Annotated in this window: 17 protein-coding genes; 14 read left to right on the top strand and 3 right to left on the bottom strand. The window is 61.9% G+C overall.

The annotated features are described in order from the left end of the window. Positions 1-105 precede the first annotated feature (105 nt). The 3 genes from NKI24_RS17300 to trmB all read left to right on the top strand — a co-directional run bounded on the left by NKI24_RS17300 (position 106) and on the right by trmB (position 2,858). The gene (locus tag NKI24_RS17300) at positions 106-525 is read left to right on the top strand and encodes a helix-turn-helix domain-containing protein (protein ID WP_023676895.1); all 420 of its coding nucleotides are present in this window, start codon (positions 106-108) and stop codon (positions 523-525) included. Positions 526-855: 330 nt separating this feature from the next. Then, a complete protein-coding gene (gene metK, locus NKI24_RS17305; protein WP_023676896.1) occupies positions 856-2,145 on the top strand; it encodes a methionine adenosyltransferase in 1,290 nt (429 codons plus the stop codon). 11 nt (positions 2,146-2,156) lie between these two features. Next, positions 2,157-2,858 carry a tRNA (guanine(46)-N(7))-methyltransferase TrmB gene (trmB, locus tag NKI24_RS17310; protein ID WP_352448600.1) on the top strand — a complete coding sequence of 234 codons (702 nt, stop codon included), beginning with the start codon at positions 2,157-2,159 and terminating at the stop codon, positions 2,856-2,858. Between the two features lie 60 nt (positions 2,859-2,918). On the opposite strand, the gene NKI24_RS17315 is transcribed toward trmB, so the two are convergent. Further along, positions 2,919-3,083, bottom strand: coding sequence for a hypothetical protein (locus NKI24_RS17315; protein ID WP_352448601.1), 165 nt, complete (start codon positions 3,081-3,083; stop codon positions 2,919-2,921). Between the two features lie 281 nt (positions 3,084-3,364). On the opposite strand from NKI24_RS17315, the gene rimP reads away from it, so the two are divergent. From rimP to NKI24_RS17370, 11 genes are all read left to right on the top strand, one after another. Continuing rightward, on the top strand, positions 3,365-3,997 hold the full coding sequence (gene rimP, locus NKI24_RS17320) for a ribosome maturation factor RimP (RefSeq protein ID WP_352746918.1): 633 nt from the start codon (positions 3,365-3,367) through the stop codon (positions 3,995-3,997). Between the two features lie 47 nt (positions 3,998-4,044). Continuing rightward, positions 4,045-5,640: a transcription termination factor NusA gene (gene nusA, locus NKI24_RS17325; protein WP_023676901.1), complete on the top strand. Its 1,596-nt coding sequence runs from the start codon at positions 4,045-4,047 to the stop codon at positions 5,638-5,640. A 38-nt stretch (positions 5,641-5,678) separates the two neighbouring features. Then, the gene (locus NKI24_RS17330) at positions 5,679-6,329 is read left to right on the top strand and encodes an RNA-binding protein (RefSeq protein ID WP_352746921.1); all 651 of its coding nucleotides are present in this window, start codon (positions 5,679-5,681) and stop codon (positions 6,327-6,329) included. Beyond that, positions 6,326-8,893, top strand: coding sequence for a translation initiation factor IF-2 (infB, locus tag NKI24_RS17335; RefSeq protein WP_352589066.1), 2,568 nt, complete (start codon positions 6,326-6,328; stop codon positions 8,891-8,893). Before NKI24_RS17330 ends, infB begins: the two co-directional genes overlap by 4 nt. 16 nt (positions 8,894-8,909) lie before the next feature. Continuing rightward, positions 8,910-9,482, top strand: coding sequence for a hypothetical protein (locus tag NKI24_RS17340; protein ID WP_352746924.1), 573 nt, complete (start codon positions 8,910-8,912; stop codon positions 9,480-9,482). 104 nt (positions 9,483-9,586) lie between these two features. Then, complete coding sequence (rbfA, locus tag NKI24_RS17345; RefSeq protein ID WP_352746927.1) at positions 9,587-10,012, top strand: 30S ribosome-binding factor RbfA; 426 nt, start codon at positions 9,587-9,589, stop codon at positions 10,010-10,012. Then, complete coding sequence (truB, locus tag NKI24_RS17350; RefSeq protein ID WP_352746929.1) at positions 10,012-10,965, top strand: tRNA pseudouridine(55) synthase TruB; 954 nt, start codon at positions 10,012-10,014, stop codon at positions 10,963-10,965. The genes rbfA and truB overlap by 1 nt, the downstream gene beginning before the upstream one ends. Before the next feature lie 133 nt (positions 10,966-11,098). Then, complete coding sequence (corA, locus tag NKI24_RS17355) at positions 11,099-12,193, top strand: magnesium/cobalt transporter CorA (protein ID WP_352746932.1); 1,095 nt, start codon at positions 11,099-11,101, stop codon at positions 12,191-12,193. Positions 12,194-12,333: 140 nt separating this feature from the next. Further along, positions 12,334-12,645, top strand: coding sequence for a 30S ribosomal protein S15 (gene rpsO / locus NKI24_RS17360; RefSeq protein WP_280940423.1), 312 nt, complete (start codon positions 12,334-12,336; stop codon positions 12,643-12,645). A 407-nt stretch (positions 12,646-13,052) separates the two neighbouring features. Beyond that, positions 13,053-15,200: a polyribonucleotide nucleotidyltransferase gene (pnp, locus tag NKI24_RS17365; RefSeq protein ID WP_292654001.1), complete on the top strand. Its 2,148-nt coding sequence runs from the start codon at positions 13,053-13,055 to the stop codon at positions 15,198-15,200. An 89-nt stretch (positions 15,201-15,289) separates the two neighbouring features. Continuing rightward, a complete protein-coding gene (locus NKI24_RS17370) occupies positions 15,290-16,303 on the top strand; it encodes a class I SAM-dependent methyltransferase (RefSeq protein WP_352746935.1) in 1,014 nt (337 codons plus the stop codon). A gap of 36 nt (positions 16,304-16,339) precedes the next feature. On the opposite strand, the gene fabI is transcribed toward NKI24_RS17370, so the two are convergent. Further along, a complete protein-coding gene (fabI, locus tag NKI24_RS17375) occupies positions 16,340-17,152 on the bottom strand; it encodes an enoyl-ACP reductase FabI (RefSeq protein WP_023676910.1) in 813 nt (270 codons plus the stop codon). Positions 17,153-17,165: 13 nt separating this feature from the next. After that, positions 17,166-18,386, bottom strand: coding sequence for a beta-ketoacyl-ACP synthase I (gene fabB / locus NKI24_RS17380; RefSeq protein ID WP_352448609.1), 1,221 nt, complete (start codon positions 18,384-18,386; stop codon positions 17,166-17,168). Positions 18,387-18,486: the final 100 nt, after the last annotated feature.

The following is an 18,486-nucleotide window of genomic DNA, read 5'->3' on the forward strand; positions in this document are numbered from 1 at the left end:
GCCTGAAAATTTTCGAAGTCGATAAGGTCGTTCTGTTGGGGCACGGGCCGCGGCGTCGTTTGGGCAGCAAAATAGAAAAAGCCGGAAAAATTCGGCGAGGAAAAAATGACAGAAGAAAACAAGAAAAAGCCGAATCCGATCGACATCCACGTCGGAAGCCGCATCCGGCTTCGCCGCAATATGCTGGGAATGAGCCAGGAAAAACTGGGTGAAAACCTCGGCATAACGTTCCAGCAGATCCAAAAGTACGAAAAGGGCACCAATCGCGTCGGCGCCAGCCGTTTGCAGGCAATCGCCTCCATACTCGGCGTCCCCGTCGCCTTCTTTTTCGAGGATGCGCCCGGTCAGGAGCCCGTGGGCAACCGTGGATTTGCCGAGGATGCTTCGATGACCTCCGCCGTCGAATTCTGCGGCAGCCCGGAAGGCCTCCAGCTGAATCGCGCCTTCGTCAAGATCGCTGACGTGAAAGTGCGCCGCAAGATCATCGAGCTGGTGAAGTCGCTTTCCACCGACGAAGTCGATTGACTGGCCCCTGAAGAGTTCAACAAGGAAGGGGTCGTCGTAGCTGGGCATGCAATTTCTCGCGGCTGCGCGCATTGAGGGATGTTCATTCCGCAGATGCGCTAAAGCGCAGATCGATTTCGCTCGACACGCTTCCTCGAAGCCGGTTTCCTCAGTCTGTTGGTGCCAGGGCTGATCGCAGTGCGCCCTGCGGCCGTCTCGGGATGCAAAGATAATAACGTCAAAATTCATGCCGGGACGGCTGCATGGCTTGACGAGCGACGCCCGGCACCGTTAACAACTGGCGCGCCAAAATCGGCGGCCTGCCGATATTTTTTTCAAGAGGGGACACCCGTGACGCGGCACAATTACTTCTTCACCTCGGAATCCGTTGCCGAGGGCCATCCCGACAAGGTCTGCGACCGCATCTCCGACGAGATTGTCGATCTCGTCTATCGCGAAGCCAGAAAGACCGGCATGGACCCGTGGAAGGTCCGCGTTGCCTGCGAGACGCTTGCGACGACCAATCGCGTTGTCATCGCCGGCGAGGTGCGCGTCCCCGAGACGCTGCTCAAGAAGGACAAGGAGGGCAACGTCCTGAAGGATGCGGCCGGCCATCCGATTGTCAACCCGGCCAAGTTCAAGTCGGTCGCTCGCAAGGCGATCCGCGAAATCGGCTACGAGCAGGCCGGCTTCCACTGGAAGACAGCCAAGATCGAGGTCCTGCTGCACGGCCAGTCGCCGGATATCGGCCAAGGCGTCGACAACGCCTCCGACCGGCAAGGCGAGGAGGGAGCCGGCGACCAGGGCATCATGTTTGGCTATGCCTGCCGCGAAACCCCGGACCTGATGCCGGCGCCGATCTATTACAGCCACAAGATCCTCGAATTGCTGGCGGCTGCGCGCCATGAAGGCAGCGGTGATGCCGGCAGGCTCGGGCCGGATGCCAAGAGCCAGGTCACCGTCCGCTATGTCGACGGCAAAGCGGCGGAAGTGACGCAGATCGTGCTGTCGACCCAGCATCTCGATGAGACGTGGGATTCGAAGAAGGTGCGCAACGTCGTCGAGCCCTATATTCGCGAAGCACTGGGCGACCTGAAGATTGCCGACAATTGCAACTGGTACATCAATCCGACCGGCAAGTTCGTCATCGGCGGGCCTGATGGCGACGCCGGCCTGACCGGCCGCAAGATCATCGTCGACACTTATGGTGGAGCTGCGCCTCATGGCGGCGGCGCTTTTTCTGGCAAGGACACCACCAAGGTCGACCGCTCGGCGGCCTATGCGGCGCGTTATCTCGCCAAGAACGTGGTTGCCGCAAAGCTCGCCGATCGCTGCACCATCCAGCTTTCCTATGCGATCGGTGTCGCCCAGCCGCTGTCGATCTACGTCGACCTGCACGGCACCGGCAAGGTCGACGAGGCAAAACTCGAGCGTGCCCTGCGCGCCGTGATGGACCTGTCGCCGTCCGGCATCCGCCGCCACCTCGATCTCAACAAGCCGATCTATGCCAAGACGTCGTCCTACGGCCATTTTGGCCGCAAGGCCGGCCGCGACGGATCCTTCTCCTGGGAGAAGACCGATCTCGCCAAGGCGCTCAAGGACGCTCTCGCCGAACCGGTCGCCGAAGCAGTCGCCGCCTAACCGCGGCGCCTATGGATCCGAAGGACCGGCCAAGCCGTGCGACCGAGGCCTTTTTCGGTCGCCGGCGCGGCAAGGCCATTCGACCACAACAGGCAGCGGCGCTGGAGAGCGGCTTCGCCGCCTACAGGCTCGATCTGACGGTTGAACCGCCGGCCGACTTGCGGAGCCTTTTCGAAGCCGAAGTTTCGGCTGTCCAGCTCGAAATCGGTTTTGGCGGCGGCGAACATCTTCTGCACCGTGCTACGGCCAGCCAGGCGACCGGCTTTATCGGCGTCGAGCCTTTCGTCAACGGCATGGCCAAGATGATGATGGCGGTCCGGGAGCGGCCGCTTGCCAATCTGCGCGTCTACGACGACGACGCCACACGTCTGCTGGACTGGCTGCCGCAGGCTTCGCTTGACGGCATTGACCTTCTCTATCCGGATCCGTGGCCGAAGAAGAAGCACTGGAAGCGGCGCTTCGTCAGCCCGGTCAATCTCAACCGCTTCGCGCGCGTCCTGAAGCACGGCGGAAAGTTCCACTTTGCGTCCGATATCGATAGCTATGTGAACTGGACGCTCCTGCATTGCCGGGCGCACGACGCCTTCACGTGGCAGGCAAGCGAAGCAGCCGACTGGCACCGGCCCTATGATGGCTGGCCGGGGACGCGCTATGAGGCCAAGGCCATTCGCGAAGGCCGACGGCCCGCCTATCTCACCTTCGTGCGGAAATAAGCGGGAAATTAGAGCTGAGCACAAGGCGAGCGGGCCGAAGGCTCTCGGCGCTCACTTGGCTCAGAAGCGACGGATCTTGTCGAAGGCTGCCGGCTCCATGCCGAGATTGCGCAGATCATGCGCACGCGGCTTGCGACCGCTTTCCACAGCCCGCGACGCGGCTACGGCGCTGCCGAACACGCTAAAGACATCGCCTATGGCTGAAAAAAATCCACGATTGTTCATGATGGTACCCTTTTGAGCGCAGTGAGCGCTCCAATTGTGCAATGCAACATAGATAGTCGTGCGTGGCCGGTGCTCAAAGGGGGATCACTGCATGGGCGCCATGCATTTGGCGCAGCGCTGCGGACTCGGAGCCTTGCCGTCATGCAGGACGGGCTTGAAACGAGGACCACGATCGTCTATATCAGCTTCAAATTCTTGGTCGCTATGACGAAGAGTGGGTCCACCCGGTCCCGCTCTTTTTTATTACCTGCCGACCAACAGAAATCGAGTGACAGGACCGAATGACAGTGACGGCAAGCGAAGGCGACGACCGCATCATCCGCGAAAGCGGCATCGATGCGCGCATCGCGCTGATCGTTCAGCCGGTACTGCGCGCCATTGGTTTCCGCTTGGTACGTGTGCACGTGTCGGGCCAGAACGGGCTGACGCTGCAGATCATGGCCGAGCGCGAGGACGGCACCATGACGGTCGAGGATTGTGAAGAGGTCAGCCGCGCGGTGTCGCCGGCGCTCGATGTCGATGATCCGATCGAGAAGGCTTATCATCTCGAAGTGTCGTCGCCGGGCATCGACCGGCCGCTGGTCCGCAAATCGGACTTTGCAGCCTGGACCGGCCATCTGGTGAAGATGGAAACGTCGGTTCTCGTCGCCGACGGTAAGCGCTTCAAGGGCAAGATCGCCGAAAGCGACGCGGACGGTGTGCTGATCGAGCGTGACAAGGCCGCTTACGGCGAGGAGCCGACGGTACGTGTTCCCTACGATGCGATTGCCGAAGCGCGGCTGATTCTGACCGACGACCTTATCCGCGATGCGCTGTCGAAGGACAATCGGGCGCGCAAGGAAGCCAGGAAACGCCGCGGCGAACCCGAAGACGCACCAGAGGGTGCGGAAGACGAAACCGAACAGGAAATGTGATTGGGCTGCCGGCCGTAAAGGTCGGCAACAAGCTCGGGAGAAAGAAGATGGTTGTAAGCGCCAACAGGCTTGAACTGCTGCAGATCGCCGATGCGGTCGCGCGTGAAAAGTCGATCGACAAGTCGATCGTCATCGCCGCCATGGCCGATGCGATCCAGAAGGCCGCGCGCTCGCGCTACGGCCAGGAAACCAATATCCGCGCCGACATCAATGCCAACACCGGCGAGATGAAGCTGCAGCGGCTGATGGAAGTGGTCGAGAAGGTCGATGACTACGCGACGCAGATTGCCATTTCCTCGGCGCGCGAGCGCAATCCGGACGCCCAGCTCGGCGATTTCATTGCCGAACAGCTACCGCCGATGGATTTTGGCCGCATCGCCGCCCAGTCCGCCAAGCAGGTCATCGTGCAGAAGGTGCGCGAGGCCGAGCGCGACCGGCAATATGACGAATACAAGGACCGTATCGGCGAGATCGTCAACGGTACCGTCAAGCGCGTCGAATACGGCAACGTCATCGTCGATCTCGGCCGCGGCGAAGCGATCATCCGCCGCGACGAGCTGATTCCGCGCGAAAACTACAAGTATGGCGATCGCGTCCGTGCCTATGTCTATGACGTGCGCCGCGAACAGCGCGGCCCGCAGATCTTCCTGTCGCGCACCCATCCGCAGTTCATGGCGAAGCTGTTCACCATGGAAGTGCCGGAAATCTACGACGGCATCATCGAGATCAAGTCAGTCGCCCGCGATCCGGGTTCGCGCGCCAAGATCGCTGTCATCTCGCGCGACAGCTCCATCGATCCGGTCGGTGCCTGCGTCGGTATGCGCGGCAGCCGCGTCCAGGCGGTCGTCGGTGAATTGCAGGGCGAGAAGATCGACATCATTCCATGGTCGCCTTCGGCGGCGTCCTTCATTGTCAATGCATTGCAGCCGGCGGAAGTCGCCAAAGTCGTGCTCGACGAGGATGCCGAGCGCATCGAGGTCGTCGTTCCCGACGATCAGCTGTCGCTGGCCATCGGCCGCCGCGGCCAGAACGTCCGTCTTGCCTCGCAGCTCACCGGCTGGGATATCGACATCCTGACCGAGCAGGAAGAGAGCGAACGCCGCCAGAAGGAATTCGTCGAACGGTCGTCGCTGTTCATGGAAGCCCTCGACGTCGACGAGATGGTCGGCCAGGTGCTCGCTTCCGAAGGCTTCACCAGCGTCGAGGAGGTCGCGTATGTCGACTCCGGCGAAATCGCGTCGATCGACGGCTTCGACGAGGACACGGCTTCGGAAATCCAGACCCGCGCCCGCGAATATCTGGAGAAGATCGAAGCCGAGCATGACGAGAAGCGCAAGGCGCTCGGCGTCAAGGACGAGCTGCGCGAGATTCCCGGCATCACCACCGCCATGATGGTGACGCTCGGCGAGGACGGCGTGAAGACGATCGAGGATTTCGCCGGCTACGCCGCCGACGACCTGACCGGTTGGAAGGAACGCAAGGACGGCGAGACGAAGGTATTCCCGGGTGTGCTCGCCAACCACGGCGTATCACGCGCCGATGCCGAGCAGATGGTCCTGGCCGCTCGCCTGAAGGCTGGCTGGATCACCGAAGACGAGCTTGCCGCCGAGGGCGTGCCGGCTGACGAAACCGTCGGTGCGTGAGGTGAAACCGCATCGCACCGAACCCGCCCTTGGACGAGATGAACGATCGCACCTGCATCGTCACCCGCAGGCAAGCCGAACCGGATGAACTGATCCGTTTCGTCGTCGGCCCGGATTCGGCCGTCGTTCCGGACATCAAGAGAAACCTGCCCGGCCGCGGTTGCTGGGTGACGGCCGACCGCCTACATATAGAAAAGGCAGCGGCCAAAAACCTGTTTGCCCGTGCTTTTAAGGCGCAGGTGAGCGTGCCGGCCGATTTTGGCGGCATGGTCGACGCGCTGCTTTCCAGGTCCGCTCTGGGCATGCTTGGCCTGGCCCGCAAGGCGGGCGCCATAGCGCTCGGAGCGACCAAGGTCGAGAGCGCCGTGCGCGGCGGACTTGCACTTTTCGTGCTCCACGCGACCGAGGCTTCCGACGATGGCGTCCGCAAGATAAGCCAGGCGCGACGGGCAACCGTCCACCTCGGCGGGCCTGCGATCCGCGCTTACAAACTTTTCTCCGAGGCCGAGATGAGCTTGGCATTGGGGGGTACAAATGTGATACATGCTGCCGTTCTCGCGGGAGACGCGGGCAGGGCGGTCCAGAAGCGCATGGTTGCGCTCGACCGATATCGGGGCGGTTCCCCGGACGATCTGGCAATGCTTGCGGCCGTTGCTGACGAAGATGATGCCGCAGAGGATATGGAATGAGCGATACGAAATCGGGCGACGACAAGACGCTGAGTGTTACGCCGAAGAAGACCTTGACGCTGAAGCGCCCCGGTATGGAACAGGGCACGGTGCGCCAGAACTTCTCGCACGGCCGCACCAAGTCGGTGGTCGTCGAGACCAAGAAGCGCAAGTTCTCGCTGCCCGGCGACAAGCCGGAGCCGGCGGCAGCGCCTGTGTCTGTCTTCACGCCGAAGCCGGTCGCGGCAGCGCCTGCCGTGCAGGAAGCTCCCAAGGCGCCTCCCCCTCCGCCGCCGGTCGAACGCGGCGGCATGGTGCTGAACGAGTTGTCGCGCCAGGAAATGGAAGCACGCCGCCGGGCTCTCGAGGGCTCGAAGGTCCGCGATGTCGAGGATCGCCAGCGCGCCATCGAGGAAGCCAAGCGCCGCAGCGAGGACGAAGAGCGCCGCCGCCGCGAGCGCGAGGAATCGGCTCGCCGTCAGGCCGAGGAAGAGGCACGGCTGCAAGCCGAGGCCGAATCCCGCCGCCGTGCCGAGGAAGAGGCGCGCCGCCGTGCGCCGCTCGCCGCCGAACTGGCAACAGTCGATGACGAGGAAGAGGTCAAACCGAAGCGGACCGGTGCCGGCGCACCAGTGCGCCGTCTGGTCACGCCGGAAGTGGCGCGTCCGGCCAAACCGACGAAGGGCGAGGAAGACCGCCGCCGCGGCAAGCTGACGCTGAATTCGGCACTTTCCGACGAGGATGCGCGCGCCCGCTCGCTCTCGTCGATGCGCCGCCGTCAGGAGAAATTCAAGCGCGCGTTGCATAACGAGCCACGCGAGAAAGTCATGCGTGAAGTGATCCTGCCCGAAACCATCACCATCCAGGAGCTAGCGCAGCGCATGTCCGAGCGCGCTGTCGACGTGGTCAAGTTCTTCATGAAGCAGGGCCAGATCCTGAAGCCTGGTGACGTCATCGACGCCGACACGGCCGAACTCGTCGCCACCGAATTTGGCCACACGGTCCGCCGCGTCGCCGAGTCCGACATCGAAGAGGGCTTGTTCAACATCGCCGATCGTCCCGAGGATCTGCAGCCGCGTCCGCCGGTGGTAACGATCATGGGCCATGTCGATCACGGCAAGACCTCGTTGCTCGATGCCATCCGCAATGCCAACGTCGTCTCCGGCGAGGCCGGCGGCATTACCCAGCATATCGGCGCCTATCAGGTCGAGAAGAACGGTCACAAGGTTACCTTCATCGACACGCCCGGCCACGCCGCCTTCACGGCGATGCGCGCCCGCGGTGCCCAGGCGACCGATATCGCCATCCTCGTGGTGGCAGCTGACGACAGCGTCATGCCGCAGACGATCGAATCGATCAATCACGCCAAGGCGGCCGGCGTTCCGATCATTGTGGCGATCAACAAGATCGACAAGCATGACGCCGACCCGCAGAAGGTGCGTTCGGAACTGCTGCGCCACGAGGTGTTCGTCGAATCCATGGGCGGTGAGGTGCTGGATGTCGAGGTGTCGGCGACCAAGGGCATCAATCTCGACAAGTTGCTCGAAGCGATCCTGCTGCAGGCCGAAATCCTCGACCTGAAGGCCAATCCGGACCGCACCGCCGAAGGCGTGGTCATCGAAGCCCAGCTCGACAAGGGCCGCGGCCCAGTCGCTACCGTGCTGGTGCAGACCGGCACGTTGATGCCGGGCGACATTCTCGTCGCCGGCAACGAATGGGGCCGGGTACGCGCGCTCGTCAATGATCGCGGCGAGCAGGTCAAGGAAGCGCCGCCGGCAATGCCGGTGGAGGTGCTCGGCCTGCAAGGCACGCCGCAGGCCGGCGACCGCTTCGCCGTTGTCAACAACGAAGCCCGCGCCCGCGAGATCACCGAATATCGCCAGCGTCTGGCGCGTGAGAAGGCGGTGGCCAGGCATGCCGGCCAGCGCGGCTCGCTTGAACAGATGATGTCGCAGTTGCAGACCAGCGGATTGAAGGAATTCCCGCTGGTCATCAAGGGCGACGTGCAGGGCTCGATCGAGGCGATCAACGCCGCGCTCGACAATCTCGGCACCGACGAGGTGCGCGCCCGCATCGTCCATGCGGGGGCTGGCGGCATTACCGAAAGCGACGTGTCGCTGGCGGAAACTTCGGGGGCTGCGATCATCGGCTTCAACGTTCGCGCCAATGCGCAGGCCCGCGCAGCCGCGGCTGCGGCAGGCATCGAGATCCGCTACTATTCGATCATCTACAATCTGGTCGATGATGTGAAAGCGGCGCTCTCCGGCCTGCTCTCGCCGGAGCGTCGCGAGACCTTCATCGGCAATGCCGAGATCCTCGAGATCTTCGACATCACCAAGGTCGGCAAGATCGCCGGCTGCCGTGTCACCGAAGGCAAGGTCGAGCGTGGTGCGGGCGTGCGCCTGATCCGCGACAACGTCGTCATCCACGAAGGCACGCTGAAGACCCTGAAGCGCTTCAAGGACGAGGTTTCGGAAGTTCCGGGCGGCCAGGAATGCGGCATGGCCTTCCAGAACTACGAGGACATGCGCGTCGGCGACGTCATCGAGTGCTTCCGCGTCGAGATGGTGACCAGGACACTATAAAGCGCTTGGCACCGATATGGGCCAGGACGTTCCAAATTTGGAAGGTATGTTCCCTCTATGGGAGTATACCTTCCAGACAAATGATACGCAGCTTAAACGTGCTGCGCGTTCGTTTTCCGATCTGAGGTATGGTCGATCCAGGCGTTGGATTCTTACAGGGCTTGCTTGGCTGATTTTGATAGCCGCAATTCTTTTGATTATCTGGACATCTGCGTTGGTCGTCGCTCTGCTGGAGTACCTTGCAAAGGGCGTGGTTTCCAGTGAGACAATTTACGTTCTGGCCCCAATTGCTATGGGGACAATATATATAATAATAGCTCGTAGTTTTTTGGTTCTTTTAACAAGGAAGGCACATAATAAGAAGCTTGGCAATATCGCTGAATCGGTTAAGATTTTCGACGGGTATATTATCCAGTTTTTGGACGAGAGCTCGATAAAGAATCGAAAGATAGAACGGGTGCATCTCAGCAGCGATTATTTATTCTTCGTTATTGACGACGGCACCCGTTTCGTTTTTGTCCCGAGAGATGTCGTTACCGCCGATGCGCTTGCGAAAATAAAAATCTGGGTAGCTGACGCGCGGTTATAGAATGAGGACCAATTAACGCAGGTTCCCAAGGGTAGCCAAGCCAGTTCAACAGCGCTAAGTGGGCGGCTTGAGGCGGTTCGAACCCGCGCGAAGGAAGAATTTTCATGCCTAGACCATCAACGGCTGGCCCATCCCAGCGCATGCTGCGCGTCGGCGAGCAGGTGCGCCATGCGCTGTCCGAGACCTTGCAACGTGGCGAGATCCTCGATCCGTTGATCGAGAATGCCGTGGTGTCGGTCTCGGAAGTGCGCATGTCGCCCGATCTGAAGATCGCCACCGCCTTCGTCTCGCCGCTTGGCGCCAAGGATGCCGGCGTGGTGGTCGAAGCGCTCAACAAGCATGCGAAGTTCGTCCGCGGCCGTGTCTCCGGCGCGCTGCGGCAGATGAAATACATGCCGGAATTCCGCTTCCGGCTCGACACCAGCTACGACAATTTCCAGAAGATAAACGAGTTGCTGCACTCGCCCGAAGTGGCGCGCGATCTCGACCCCGACGACAAAGACAAAGACGACAGGAAGGACAGCGAATAGTGGCGCGTCGCGGCAAGAAGAAGGGCCGGCCGATCTCGGGCTGGCTGGTGCTGGACAAGCCGGTCGGCATGGGCTCGACTGAAGCCGTCTCCAAGGTCAAATGGCTGTTCCAGGCGGAAAAGGCCGGCCATGCCGGCACGCTCGACCCGCTGGCGTCCGGCATGCTGCCGATCGCGCTCGGCGAAGCGACCAAGACCGTGCCATACGTCCAGGACGGCGCCAAGGTCTACCGCTTCACGGTTGCCTGGGGCGAGGAGCGTTCGACCGACGACCTCGAAGGCCCGGCGACCAAAAGCTCGGACCGCCGTCCGGCGGAAGCCGACGTACGGGCGCTGCTTTCGAAATATACCGGCGTCATCATGCAGACGCCGCCGCAATTTTCGGCGATCAAGATCGCCGGCGAGCGCGCCTACGACCTTGCCCGCGATGGCGAGACGATCGACATTCCGGCACGCGAGGTCGAGATCGGCCGGCTCGATCTGGTCGAGCACATGGCCGATCGCACCATCTTCGAGGTCGAATGCGGCAAGGGCACCTATGTCCGCTCGCTGGCGCGCGACATGGGCCGCGACCTTGGCTGCTTCGGTCACATCGCCGAGCTGCGGCGGGTCGAGGTCGAGCCGTTCACGCAGGAAGATTTCGTTACCCTGGCCGAGCTGGAAGCCGCCCGCTTCGGCGAGCAGGGCGAGCCGCAAGCAGCAGACGCCCCGATCGACTTCGGTGCCATCGATGCACTTCTGGTCGACACCGCCGCCGCGCTCGAATGCCTGCCGCAGGTCGCGATCAGCGATGATGCGGCAACCAAAATCCGCCTCGGCAATCCGGTCATCATTCGCGGCCGTGACGCGCCGGTAGAAGCGGAGGAGGCCTGCGCCACCGCGCGCGGCAAGCTGGTCGCCATCGGCGCCATCGAGCAAGGCATGTTCAAGCCAAAGCGGGTCTTTATCGGGTAACAGCTGTCTCTCGGCGCATGATCTCCAACCGGATTCTATTTTGGGAAAGGATCATGCGCTAAATCAACAGGGCGACGGCGTCGTTTGCCGTCCGAAGGGATGCGCGGCACCGACGCTGCATTCGAGGGGGCACATGGCAAAGGCTGAGACGGGCAGGAAGCGGGCGGCGCTCAAAACACGGAGGCCGCCGGTCGGGGCCTCGCCCGGCACGCTGATCGCCGACCCGGCGGCACGCCGTTCCGAGCTCAGGCTGACATTGATCTCGCCCGAAAAGTTCAAGACCATCGACAATGCCAGCATCGACGACGTCAACACCCATTGCCACAATTGGCCGGTTATCTGGCTCGATTGCACAGGTCTCGCCAACATCCAGCTGATCGAGGAGATCGGCCGGATCTTCAACCTGCATCCGTTGGCGCTGGAAGATGTCGTCAACACCGGCCAGCGGCCGAAGGTGGATTTCTTCGAGGACCATGCCTTTGTCGTCGTCAGGATGATCGACGATGTCACCGCGCATCGCTACGAACAGATCGCCGTCTTCTTCGGCAGGAACTTCGTCGTCACCTTCCAGGAACGCGAAGGCGACCCGTTCGATCCCGTGCGCAAGCGGATCGCAAGCTCGGTGCCCAACCGCTTGCGCTCGCGCGGCCCCGACTATCTCGCCTATGCTTTGATCGACGCCATCGTTGACAGCTATTTCCCGCCGATCGAGGCTGCCGGCGAATTGGTCGACAGCATTGAGGACCAGATGCTGAACCAGGCGCACAAGCATCAGATGCGGCAGCTTCACGAATTGCGGCGCGATGCCAATGTGCTGAAGGGCGTGCTTTGGCCGATGCGCGACGCGCTGGCGACCATGATCCGCAATGACGTCTCTTATGTGAAGGCCGAAACCAAGATATTTCTGAACGACACGCTCGATCATTCGCTGCGATTGATCGAACTGGTCGAAACCCAGCGCGACATGCTGACCGGCCTGATCGAGATGCACTTGTCGCTCAGCCAGGCGCGCACCAACGACGTCATCAGCTATCTGACGATCGTCTCGGTGATCTTCATGCCGCTTACCTTTCTCGTCGGCGTATGGGGCATGAATTTCGACCCCGACACCTCGCCCTGGAACATGCCGGAGCTGAAGGCCTATTACGGCTATCCCCTGTCGCTCGTCTTCATGGCGCTTGTTGCGGTCGGGCTCTTTGCGTACTTCAAATGGAAGAAATGGCTCTGACTAGGCGGAAGTGCCCGTTTATGCAGCAAAAAGCCGGCTTGTGAATTAGGCTGGCCTTTTTGTCGGAATTGCACTATATGCGCCGCAGCCTCGCGCTTTGACGCGTTGCTTGCACCGGCCCCTGCTGGACGACATCCCGGCTGAGGGCGTCCCGTTTCCTCAAACAGACAAGGAAAAACACGATGTCGATTACTGCCGAACGCAAGAAGGAATTGATGGGCGAATTCGCTACCGCCAAAGGCGATACCGGGTCTCCGGAAGTCCAGGTGGCCATCCTTTCGGAGCGCATCAAGAACCTGACCGACCATTTCAAGGACCACAAGAAGGATAACCATTCCCGCCGTGGTCTGCTCGCTCTCGTTTCCCAGCGCCGCAGCCTGCTTGATTATCTCAAGCGCAAGGACGACGCGCGCTATCAGACGCTGATCGAGAAGCTCGGTCTGCGCCGTTGACGAATTGACCGGCGGGTTCTTTCGAGAGCCCGCCGGTCGCGCATTGGAGCATCGGGTCATCCAAGGCTCCATGAAGGAAGTAGAGCGCCGCGCATCGGTTTGGATGCGCAAAGGACGCTCTGAAGTTTAGATTTGCGCAGGATATTTTCCGAAAACCTGGTTTTCGGGTTCACGCGCAAGGCCACTCGGATCGATTGGCCAACCCGGTTTCGAAACAGCAGAGGGCCGCTCGAAACCGCCCATGGACGGTCATGGGGCAGGATTGCAGGACGCTCGTGCGGCACCGCGCCGAATAAACCGAGCCTCCCGTTGTCTTGCCCGTGGCTGCCCGAGAAAGGAAGCCAAGGGAAAGGGGCATCCGCGCACGCTGAAACGGCGCGGCCCTTTCCGCATATGAAGGACAAGACATGTTCAATTACCACAAAGTGGAAATCGAATGGGGCGGCCGTCCGCTCATTCTCGAAACCGGCAAGATCGCACGTCAGGCTGATGGCGCGGTGCTGGCCACCTACGGCGAAACCAAGGTTCTCGCCACCGTCGTCTCGATGAAAGAGCCGAAACCCGGCCTCGATTTCTTCCCGCTGACGGTCAACTACCAGGAGAAGACTTACGCGGCCGGCAAGATCCCGGGTGGCTATTTCAAGCGTGAAGGCCGTCCGAGCGAGAAGGAAACGCTGGTTTCCCGCCTGATCGACCGCCCGATCCGGCCGCTCTTCGCCGAAGGCTACAAGAACGACACCCAGATCGTCGTCACCGTCGTCCAGCACGATCTCGAAAATGACCCGGACATCCTGTCGATCGTCGCCACCTCCGCCGCCCTGACCTTGTCCGGCGTGCCGTTCATGGGTCCGGTTGGCGGCGCCCGCGTCGGCTACATCAACGGCGAATACGTGCTCAACCCGCATGTCGACGAGATGCAGGAATCGAAGCTCGACCTAGTCGTCGCCGGCACCGCCGACGCCGTGCTGATGGTCGAGTCCGAAGCCAAGGAACTCGGCGAGGACCTTATGCTCGGCGCCGTCATGTTCGGCCACAGGGGCTTCCAGCCGGTGATCGACGCGATCATCAAGCTGGCTGAAGTCGCGGCCAAGGACCCGCGCGACTTCACCGCGCCGGACTATTCCGCACTTGAAGCCGAGATGCTCAAGATCGTCGAAGGCGAGCTTCGCGACGCCTACAAGATCACCGACAAGCAGAAGCGCTATGCCGCCGTCGACGCCGTCAAGGCGAAGGTCAAGGCCGCGTTCGCGCCGGCAGAAGGCGAAGAGGCCAAATACACGTCCGAACAGATCGGCACCGTGTTCAAGGAGCTCCAGGCCAAGGTCGTGCGCTGGAACATCCTCGACACCGGCTCGCGCATCGACGGCCGCGACCTGAAGACGGTCCGCAAGATCGTCTCGGAAGTCGGCGTCCTGCCGCGCACGCACGGCTCGGCGCTGTTCACTCGCGGCGAGACCCAGGCACTGGTTGTCGCCACGCTCGGCACCGGCGAGGACGAGCAGTATGTCGATTCGTTGACCGGCATGTACAAGGAGAAGTTCCTCCTGCACTACAACTTCCCTCCCTATTCGGTCGGTGAAACCGGCCGCATGGGTTCGCCGGGCCGCCGCGAAATCGGCCATGGCAAGCTCGCCTGGCGCGCCATCCGGCCGATGCTTCCGACCGCCGACCAGTTCCCCTATACGTTGCGCGTCGTTTCGGAGATCACCGAGTCCAACGGCTCGTCGTCAATGGCTACCGTCTGCGGCACCTCGCTGGCTCTGATGGATGCCGGCGTGCCGCTTGCCAAGCCGGTCGCCGGCATTGCGATGGGCCTGATCAAGGAAGGCGAGCGCTTCGCCGTGCTCTCCGACATCCTTGGCGACGAGGACCACCTCGGCGACATGGACTTCAAGGTTGCCGGCACCGCCTACGGCATCACCTCGCTGCAGATGGACATCAAGATCGAGGGCATCACCGAGGAGATCATGAAGATCGCCCTCGACCAGGCCAAGGATGGCCGTCAGCACATTCTCGGCGAAATGGCCCACGCGCTGTCCGGCGCACGTGCCGAGCTCGGCGAGTTCGCGCCGCGCATCGAGGTCATGCACATCCCGACCGACAAGATCCGCGACGTGATCGGCTCGGGCGGCAAGGTCATCCGCGAGATCGTCGAAAAGACCGGCGCCAAGATCAACATCGAGGACGACGGCACCGTCAAGATCGCCTCGGCCAATGCCAAGGAGATTGAGGCGGCGAAGAAGTGGATACACACCATCGTCGCCGAACCGGAAGTCGGTGAAATCTACGAAGGCACGGTCGTCAAGACCGCCGACTTCGGCGCTTTCGTCAATTTCTTCGGTCCGCGTGACGGCCTCGTCCACATCTCGCAACTCGCCAATGATCGTGTCGCCAAGACCTCCGATGTGGTCAAGGAAGGCGACAAGGTCTGGGTCAAGCTGATGGGCTTCGATGAGCGCGGCAAGGTCCGCCTGTCGATGAAGGTCGTCGACCAGGCCACCGGCAAGGAAATCGTGCGCGACAAGAAGAGCGAAGGCGAAGAAAACGCCGCCTAAGCTGATCTAACTATGCAATCGAAGCGGGCGCGCCGGAAGGTCGCGCCCGTTTGCGTTTCAACAACAGCCTTGCAGTTCAAGAGTCGTGAATGTTCGCCGAGCCGCTGAAAACGCTTTTCCATCCGTTCGAGGCCGGTGCTGTTTCCCTGCCACGAAAGGATGAACGCACACTCTTTCTCGGTGCCGAGCCCGGCTTTCGCTTGCCGGAAGGGTCTGATGCCAAGCTTCATCTTGTCCAAGGCTTCAGGCCGCACTTTCGCGCCTTGCAGGCGTCCGGCTTCGCGGTCACGCCGCAGGTCGAAGGCGAGGCTTTCGACGCGGCATTTGTGCTCGCTGGCCGCCATCGCGGCCAAAACGAGTTGCGCGTTGCCGAAGCGGTCGAACGCGCAGCACCAGGCGGGTTGATCGTCGTCGCCGGCAGCAAGGACGATGGAATCGCCAGCCTGCGCAAGCATGTCGGCGCCCTTGTGCCGCTCGAAGGCCACCTGCCGAAGCATCACGGCATTGCCTTCTGGTTTCGCCGGCCGGCCGATACCGTTGCCGCGGCAACGCTTCGCGCCGCCAATCCGGACTTGGTGGTCGAGGACCGCTTCCGCACGGCCCCAGGCATGTTTTCCTTCGACAAGATCGATGCCGGATCGAAGCTGCTGGTCGAAAATCTGCCCAACGATCTGCGTGGCAGCGTTGCGGATTTCTGTGCCGGTTGGGGCTATGTCGCCGCCGAAGTCGCCGCCCGCTCACCCGGCATATCGGCGCTTGACCTTTACGAAGCGGATTTCGAGGCGCTGGAGGCGGCCAAGGCCAATGTCGGCAACACAGGCGTGGAGCCACATTTCTTCTGGATAGATCTTTTGAGCGAACCGGTCGAGCGCCGCTACGACGTGGTCGTCATGAACCCGCCCTTTCACCGCAGCCGGGCGACTGAGCCGGAAATCGGTGCCGGCATGATCCGCGCGGCAGGCAAGGCGCTGAAGCCCGGCGGCCGGCTGTTCATGGTGGCAAACCGTCAGCTTCCCTACGAACCGGTGCTGGCGGCCGCCTTCTCCAGCCATGCGGAGCTCGCCCGCGACGGCATGTTCAAGGTCTTATCGGCGCGACGCTGAAATCCTGCGGGGCAAGCCCGCGATACGTCGCTCGCGCTATTCCCGCCCGCCGTCGGTCTGCTTCAATTCGTCAAGCGTCGGCATGGAAACGATGTGATAGCCGGAATCGACATAGTGGATTTCGCCGGTGACGCCGGAGGACAGGTCGGACAGCAAATAGAGCGCGGAGCCGCCGACTTCGTCGATCGTCACTGTACGGCGTAGCGGCGAGTTGCGCTGCTGGTAGGAGAACATGTGGCGTGCGTCGGAAATCCCGGCGCCCGCAAGCGTCCGTACCGGTCCCGCCGATATGCCGTTCACCCTGATGCCGCGCGGGCCGTAGTCGTTGGCGAGATAGCGGACGCTGGCCTCCAGCCCCGCCTTAGCGACACCCATAACGTTGTAGTTCGGCATGACGCGGACCGAGCCGGCATAGGTCAGCGTGATCATCGAACCGCTATCCTTCATCAATGTGGCGGCGTGACGGGCGATCTCGGTGAAGGAGTAGCAGGAGATCACCATGGTGCGGATGAAGTTGTCGCGGCTCGTGTCGGCGTAGAGGCCTTTCAGCTCGTTCTTGTCGGAAAAGCCGATGGCATGGACGACGAAATCCAGCCCGCCCCACGCCTTCCCCAAAGTCTCGAAAGTCGCGGCGACCGACACGCTGTCCTCGACGTCGCAAGGCACCACCAGGGATGCGCCCAATTTCTCGGCGAGCGGCTTGACCCGGCGCCCGAAGGCCTCGCCCTGATAGGTGAAGGCGAGGTCCGCGCCATGTTCGGACAGTTTGCGGGCGATACCCCAGGCGATCGAATGATCGTTGGCAACACCCATGACAAGCCCGCGCTTGCCCTTCATCAATCCGTCCATGGTCGGCAAATCCTTATGCGGAATAGCGCTGGAAAATCAGCGTTGCGTTGGTGCCACCGAAACCGAACGAATTGGACAAAACGGTGTCGATCCTTGCATCGTCGATGCGCTTGCGCACGATCGGCATGCCCTCGAATTCCGGATCGAGGTTCTCAATGTGGGCGCTCTCGCCGATGAAGCCGCCTTGCATCATCAGGATCGAGTAGATCGATTCCTGCACGCCGGCGGCGCCCAGAGAATGGCCGGTTAGCGATTTGGTCGACGTGATGAAAGGCATCTTCTCGCCGAACACCTCGCGGATGGCGCCCATTTCCTTGGAGTCGCCGACCGGCGTCGAGGTGCCGTGCGTATTGATGTAGTCGACCGGCGAGGACACCGTTGCGAGCGCCTGCTTCATGCAGCGCGCCGCGCCTTCGCCCGACGGCGCCACCATGTCGTAGCCGTCCGATGTCGCGCCATAGCCGACGATCTCGGCATAGATCTTGGCGCCGCGTGCCTTGGCATGCTCAAGCTCTTCAAGAATCAGCACGCCGGCGCCGCCGGCAATGACGAAACCGTCGCGATCGACGTCGTAGGCGCGTGAGGCGACCGATGCCCTGTCGTTGAACTTGGACGACATGGCGCCCATGGCATCGAAGAGATCCGACATCGTCCAGTCGAGATCCTCATGGCCGCCGGCGAAGACGATGTCCTGCTTGCCCCACTGGATCAGCTCGTAGCCATTGCCGATGCAATGCGCAGACGTCGAGCAGGCCGATGAGATCGAATAGTTGACGCCGTGGATCTTGAACCAGGTGGCAAGCGTCGCCGACGCGGTCGACGACATCGCTTTTGGCACTGCGAACGGCCCGATCCGCTTGGGGCTGCCGTTTTTGACCGTGGTCTCGGCCGCCTCGACGATTGCACGGGTCGACGGTCCGCCGGAGCCCATCACGATACCGGTGCGCTCGTTGGTGATGTCGGCCTCGTCGAGGCCGGCGTCTGCGATCGCCTGGTCCATTGCGACATGGTTCCAGGCAGCACCCTGCGACAGGAAGCGCATGGCGCGACGGTCGATCATGCCCGATGGGTCCAGCGTCGGCGCACCCCACACCCGGCAACGGAAGCCATGCTCAGCGAAAGAGTCGGAGAAGCTGATGCCGGATCTGGCATCGTGCAGCGAGGTCTGCACCTCGTTGGCATTGTTGCCTATCGACGACACGATGCCGAGACCTGTGACTACGACCCGTCTCATTCGCAACTCCTTCCAGCGCGGACCCCGAACCTGAAATCAATTTCCGGAATGGAACCATGCGCAAAATTAAAAGTGCTACAGCGTTCATCAGACGTCCAAG

It is taken from the genome of Mesorhizobium sp. M0701, assembly GCF_040320365.1.
Lineage (GTDB): Bacteria > Pseudomonadota > Alphaproteobacteria > Rhizobiales > Rhizobiaceae > Mesorhizobium.

Coding starts and splice junctions, on each gene's coding strand:
- NKI24_RS17300 (WP_023676895.1), top strand. CDS start 106: ATGACAGAAGAAAACAAGAAAAAGCCGAATCCGATCGACATCCACGTC.
- trmB (WP_352448600.1), top strand. CDS start 2,157: ATGGATCCGAAGGACCGGCCAAGCCGTGCGACCGAGGCCTTTTTCGGT.
- NKI24_RS17315 (WP_352448601.1), bottom strand. CDS start 3,083: ATGAACAATCGTGGATTTTTTTCAGCCATAGGCGATGTCTTTAGCGTG.
- rimP (WP_352746918.1), top strand. CDS start 3,365: ATGACAGTGACGGCAAGCGAAGGCGACGACCGCATCATCCGCGAAAGC.
- nusA (WP_023676901.1), top strand. CDS start 4,045: ATGGTTGTAAGCGCCAACAGGCTTGAACTGCTGCAGATCGCCGATGCG.
- NKI24_RS17330 (WP_352746921.1), top strand. CDS start 5,679: ATGAACGATCGCACCTGCATCGTCACCCGCAGGCAAGCCGAACCGGAT.
- infB (WP_352589066.1), top strand. CDS start 6,326: ATGAGCGATACGAAATCGGGCGACGACAAGACGCTGAGTGTTACGCCG.
- NKI24_RS17340 (WP_352746924.1), top strand. CDS start 8,910: ATGGGCCAGGACGTTCCAAATTTGGAAGGTATGTTCCCTCTATGGGAG.
- rbfA (WP_352746927.1), top strand. CDS start 9,587: ATGCCTAGACCATCAACGGCTGGCCCATCCCAGCGCATGCTGCGCGTC.
- corA (WP_352746932.1), top strand. CDS start 11,099: ATGGCAAAGGCTGAGACGGGCAGGAAGCGGGCGGCGCTCAAAACACGG.
- pnp (WP_292654001.1), top strand. CDS start 13,053: ATGTTCAATTACCACAAAGTGGAAATCGAATGGGGCGGCCGTCCGCTC.
- NKI24_RS17370 (WP_352746935.1), top strand. CDS start 15,290: ATGTTCGCCGAGCCGCTGAAAACGCTTTTCCATCCGTTCGAGGCCGGT.
- fabI (WP_023676910.1), bottom strand. CDS start 17,152: ATGGACGGATTGATGAAGGGCAAGCGCGGGCTTGTCATGGGTGTTGCC.
- fabB (WP_352448609.1), bottom strand. CDS start 18,386: ATGAGACGGGTCGTAGTCACAGGTCTCGGCATCGTGTCGTCGATAGGC.